General features: G+C 55.0%; 5 protein-coding genes. All 5 read right to left on the reverse strand.

All coding sequences use genetic code 11. The annotated features are described in order from the left end of the window. On the reverse strand, positions 1–816 hold an 816-nt coding region (locus tag B3W37_RS12600), incomplete at its 3' end, for a GLUG motif-containing protein (protein ID WP_483176024.1). 7 nt (positions 817–823) lie between these two features. After that, the gene (locus tag B3W37_RS12605; protein WP_483176025.1) at positions 824–2,242 is read right to left on the reverse strand and encodes an immunoglobulin-like domain-containing protein; all 1,419 of its coding nucleotides are present in this window, start codon (positions 2,240–2,242) and stop codon (positions 824–826) included. 426 nt (positions 2,243–2,668) lie between these two features. Beyond that, positions 2,669–4,714 carry an elongation factor G gene (fusA, locus tag B3W37_RS12610; protein ID WP_483176026.1) on the reverse strand — a complete coding sequence of 682 codons (2,046 nt, stop codon included), beginning with the start codon at positions 4,712–4,714 and terminating at the stop codon, positions 2,669–2,671. A gap of 79 nt (positions 4,715–4,793) precedes the next feature. Beyond that, positions 4,794–5,057: a hypothetical protein gene (locus tag B3W37_RS12615; RefSeq protein ID WP_483176027.1), complete on the reverse strand. Its 264-nt coding sequence runs from the start codon at positions 5,055–5,057 to the stop codon at positions 4,794–4,796. Continuing rightward, on the reverse strand, positions 5,054–5,832 hold a 779-nt coding region (gene surE / locus B3W37_RS12620), incomplete at its 5' end, for a 5'/3'-nucleotidase SurE (protein ID WP_483176028.1). The genes surE and B3W37_RS12615, both read right to left, overlap by 4 nt.

Raw genomic sequence — 5,832 nt, forward strand, 5'->3', positions numbered from 1 at the left:
GCCGCTGCCGGTCACATCGCCGGTACTGTAACAACTGGTGATGGCAAGAGCATCGCCATCCATATAGCCGATAAGCCCGCCTGTGCGCGAGTTGTTGCCGCTACCGGCGACATCGCCGGTGCTGTAGCAATTGGTGATGCCGTAAGAACTGCCCGACATAAGGCCGATAAGCCCGCCCGCTTGTGTGTAATCGCCGCTGCCGGTCACATCGCCGGTGCTGTGGTTGTCGCTGAAGGACTTGCCCGGCCCCATGCCGTTCTCGCCAACCAGACCGCCCGCGACGTAGCCGGCCACGGCGCCGCTGCTGCCGCTGCCGGTAATGGCTCCTCCATTGACGCCCGCCAGGCCGCCCGCAACGCGGCCGGTCACGGCAGCGCCGCTGCTGCTGTCCGTTATTGATCCATAATTGCTGCCCGCCAGGCCGCCGACGTTTGCGCCGCTTCCGTTGTCGCTCACAGTGCCGCTCACACTGCAATTGCTGACGCCTCCCTCATTGCGGCTGACCAGCGCGCCTACCTGGGCGCCGAATGTGGAAGAAGAAACGTTAACATTTTCCAGATTGATATTTTCCAGTGTCCCGCCGTTTCCCACATGGCCGAACAGACCGACAAGATCCAGCGGGGAATTGGTGATGGTTAGGCCCTCTATGGTATAGCCGCCGCCGTCGTAGGAACCGGTGAACAGCGTACTCCAATCCTTCCAGATGGGCGTCCAGTTGCTCTCACCCGCGGCCACGGCGGGCAGGGTGATATCACTCACCTGCTCGAAGTGGATAGCGGTATTGTTGAGATAGCCGCGCACCTTATTAAGCTGCAATGCGGTTTCAACCTGATAGGGCGCGCCTTCCGAGCCATCGCCCCCCCGAAAAGCTCACCTGCCAGGCCAGTACGGGATAGCTTTGCGCTTCTGCCACGAACCATGCGCCGCCGAAATCCCAGTTTGCAAAGCTCGCCTGCTTTTTCATCTGCGCATCGGTCAAAGGCGCGCCGCCCGCGGAGGTGGCTGCCGCTGTGTTGAGGTAATAGCATCCATTGGCGACACCGTTACCGTAGCCGACCAGACCGCCCAGTTTTGCGTCGGTTCCGCCGTTTACGCTGCCTGTGCTGTAGCTGCTGGAGACGTCGCCGTCATCGATTTCGCCTACGAGGCCCCCCACGTTGGCATTGCCGCCTCCGGTGACGGTTCCTGTGCTGTAATTGTCGGAGATGCTTGTTACATAAGTTCTGCCCAAAAGTCCGCCCACATTTGCGTTATCGCCGCCGGTGACAAAGGCTGTGCTGTAATTATATGTGACGGCTCCGTCGCCGTTGCCGATCAAGCCACCTATGCTTGCGCTATTCCCGCCGTTTATGTTTCCGGCACTGGAGCAGTTGGAGACCGCGCCGGAATGATTGCCAATCAGTCCGCCTACATAGGTGCTGTTCCCGCCGCTTACACTGCCGCTCACACTGCAATTATAGACGCTCCCCATATTAGTGCCGACCAGCGCACCGACATAAGCGCCACTTGTGGAAGAAAAAACAGTGACATTTTCCAGCTTGATATTTTCCAGCATCCCGCCGCTTCCGATATAGCCGAACAGACCTACCTGATCCCTCGTAGAGTTGATGAACAGGTTGGAGATGCTGTATCCATTGCCGTTATAGGTGCCGGTGAATTGGTTGAAGCCCCCGATGGGCGTCCAGTTGGTAAATCCCGCTGCCGCCAAATCGATGTTCGCCGTCTGGATATAGTGAGCGGTCCGGCTGTTGGCGGTTATCCACGCAAGGTGATCCGCCGAGGATACCTGATAGGGATTCCCCTCGGTGCCGTCGCCCACCCACGTCACTGACATCATGCCGAACAGCATCTGCGGTTCGCTCTCTTTTGGTACCGTTACCGTGAATGCCTTGGTATCCTCGGCCTCACCGTAAGTAATCGTGGCGGTCAGGGTGACTTCCGCGTCCTCGGCGGCGGCAGCCGGTCTTGTGACCGCGCCGTCATTGGCGATTATCTCCGGGGTATCCGACAGCCATGCGATGCCGCTTCCCGAAGCGCCGGTCGTCACCAGGATCAGATTCCCGGTCGCGCCCTCCGCGCTGTCGCCCGACCCGAAGCCGATGACGAGGGCATCCTTATCGGCGGCGACGATGGCCGCGTCGTCAAGCCCTTCGGCATAAGCTGCCATCGGAAGGCCCGTCATGCCGACGATCAGACAGAGCGTCATGAACAGGACCGTTGTTTTCCGAAACAAGTTTTTCACTGTTCTCGTCCTCCCATCTATGAAATTTTACGACCCCGATTTTAGCCGTAGGGTCGCGGTGTCCTATAATAAATTCCATTTTATATGGTTTTTCCAAATGAGGCATTGACACTTTTAAGGTTTGGGCAAAAAACCAAAAATTTTTTTGCGCAGGACAGAGGAAAATCCTCAAACCGCGTCTGCGCCGCCAGTCCTTCGGCTCCGGTCTTGTGCCGCCTGCGGAATTCGGAGGGCGTACAGACCGGCTATTATTCACTACCGTGACATCGGCGTCGTAGGCGCGTTCGCTGAAGAAGCCGAGAAAATATGCGGGCACCAAAAAGGCAGACAGCTTAATCTGCTGCCTGCCTTGCTAAACTACCCACGGTTCACATTATGTCCCCATGGGACGGGGCATATCCCGCGGCGCCTTTTTGTTTCTCGAAATTATTTATCCATCTCTTCTTTTCCGCGTTTGGCCTTTTCTATGATTTTTTCCGCGTTCTGGGCCGGTACTTCTTCGTAATGGGCGAACTCCATGCGGAATTTGCCGCGGCCTTGTGTCATGGATTTGAGATCTATGGTGTATTTGGCCATCTCCGCCAGGGGCACCTGTGCTTTGATGAGCTGCCTCCTGCCAGCCGGTTCCATCCCCATCACCCGGCCGCGCTTGCTGTTTAGGTCGCCGATGATGTCGCCCATGTTGGCTTCGGGTATCTCCACTTCCACATTGACGATCGGTTCTAAGAGAACCGGCTTGGCTGACTCCAGACCCTTCTTGTAGGCCAGGCGGGCCGCCAGTTTGAAGGCCATTTCCGATGAGTCCACCGAATGGTAGGACCCGTCATAGAGGGTAGCCTTGATGTTGGTGACCGGGTATCCGGCCAAAACGCCTTCCTCCAGGGCTTCTAAAAGGCCTTTCTCAACCGCAGGGAAGTAGTTGCGCGGCACGGCCCCGCCGAACACGTTCTCTTCGAAGACGAAGTGTTCATCAGTAGGTTCGAATTTTATCCACACATGACCATACTGTCCATGACCGCCGCTCTGTTTTTTATGTTTACCTTCGGCTTCCACGATGCCGCGGATGGTTTCCCGGTAAGGGATGCGCATCTCCCGGCTGACCACATCCACCCCAAACTTGCGGGATAGTTTATCCAGGATGATGTCCACATGGCTGTCGCCCATGGCCTTCAAAATAGTCTGTTTGGTTTCGGTATTCTTCTCCACCCGGATGGTGGGATCTTCTTCCAGTATCCTGGTAATAGCGCCGCTCAGTTTATCTTCGTCGCCCTTGCTCTTGGGCTCGATGGCCATGTTCAAGGTGGGTTCCGGGAACTGGATGGGATCTAAAACCACCCCGCTGGCTTTGGTGGTCAGGGTGTCGCTGGTTGCAGTGGTAGCCAGTTTGGCCACCGCCACTATATCACCGGCGTTGGCCTCAGGCACCGTGGCCTGCTCCTTGCCGGTCATCACCAGGATCTGAGTTATCTTTTCGTCACGCTCTTTGGTGGCATTGTAGATCACGCTGTCGGCCTTGAGCTTGCCGGTGAAGATGCGGAAAAAGGTCATACGGCCGATATAGGGGTCGGCGATAGTCTTAAAGACCTGAGCCAGAAAGGGCTCGTTCTCCACCTCTTTGCCTTCTACCAGGGGATTGTCCTGAGGGTTGGTACTGCAGTCGACGATAAAGTCCATCAGGGGCAGGACCCCGATATTCTTGGCAGCCGATCCGCAGAATACGAAAACCGCCGACCCGGTAGCCGCAGCCTTTTTTATGCCTTCCATAATCTCGGCATCGCTTAACTCTTCACCTTCCAGGTATTTCATGAGGAGGTCGTCATCGGCTTCAGCCGCAGCCTCTTTCAAGGCTTCTTTATATGTCTCCACATCATCCATCATGTCGGCGGGGATGTCTTGTTCGCTATATTTGCCGCTGCCGGCTTCAAAGATAAGAGCCTTCATTCTGATCAGGTCCACCACGCCTTTGAATTTGTCTTCGGCTCCGATGGGGAGCTGCACCGGTATGATGTGATCGGGAAAGGTGCTCTTCATCTGATCCACTACTTTGTAAAAATCGGCGTTCTCACGGTCCATTTTGTTGATGAAGGCCAGTTTGGGTATCTTGGAGAAATCCTCCCAGGCCACCTCGGTTTGCACTTCAACACCAGCGTTGGCGGAAAACATCATTACCATACTGTCGACTACCCGCGCCGCTCCAACCACCTCGAAATAGAAATCGGCAAATCCCGGGGTATCGAGCACATTGATCTTGTGATCCCTATATTCGCAGGGCACCAGCGTGGTACTGATGGTAATCTTCCGCTTTACCTCTTCCGGCAGGTAGTCGGAAACAGTGTTGCCGTCGTCAACTCTCCCCATCCGCTTCGTTGCCCCTGTATTAAAAATCATGGCTTCTGCCAGGGAGGTTTTCCCGGTACCTCCGTGGCCGACCAGAGCTATATTACGGATTTTACTGGTGGGGTAAACCTTCATTCAACAATGACCTCCTCGCTTTTTCTATACAGTAAAAATGGTACAATAATTTTACCTTATAGGCAAAATTTTTTTATTTTTAGCGTTTTTGGGCCGACATCACATAAAATATCCAGTACAACAGCAATGCCGCCGCCAAGAAAATGATCATCTGGTATATGACTATACCTCGGAAAGAGTCTACTATAAGGGTGAAGACCACTCCCAAGGCCAGCGGAAACAAGTACAGCTGGTGAAAGGGTTTTTCCGGACAAGCCGGGTCCTGCCGGCGGCGCCGAAAGTAGCCCATATTGAGCAGGAGGAAAAACAGTGCCGTATTGATAATCAGACTGACCGCGATCATGTTTTATCGCCCCGGGAGAAGAAATCCAGATAGCGTGCGAAGGTCTGCCGGTATTCCTCCATAAGCTTATAATCGGTCAGATCCAGCTTGATGGGGGTGATGCTGATGTAGCCCCCTTCCACCGCAACCACATCGCTGTCGGGCTCTTGAGTCTCCTGCACCACTCCTCCGCCCATCCAGTAATAAGTATTGCCCCGCGGGTCTTTTCGTTCTTCGAAGAGATTGTCATAATTGCGCACCCCCAGCCGGGTAATGCGGATGCCTTTGATCTGTTCCGGATTCAGGGCCGGTATATTGACATTGATAAGGGTGGTATTGTTGAGCCCCTGACGCATAACGGTGCGGATTAGATTGCGGGTGAAAAGGGCCGCAAAATCGCTGTTCATCTCCGCTTTATAGTCATTCAGCGATACCGCTATAGCCGGAACACCCAGTATCACGCCCTCAGCAGCGGCAGATACGGTTCCCGAATAAAGCACATCAGTCCCCAGATTGGGCCCATGATTTACCCCGGAAACCACCACATCAATCTTCCGGTTGACCAGCCTGCTCAGAGCCAGCTTGACGCAATCCACCGGGGTTCCGCCCACGATCCAGGCCCCATGGACGCCTTCTATATTAGTGGACACGACCTTGATAGGATCGAAAACGGTTATGGAATGACCGGTTCCGCTGCGTTCCCTGTCCGGAGAGACCACATATATTTCAGCGATAGACTTCAGTTCCTGAATCAAGGCATGCAGCCCGCGGGCGTGGATGCCGTCATCATTGGTTA

The organism is Syntrophomonas sp. UBA5494, assembly GCF_002426325.1.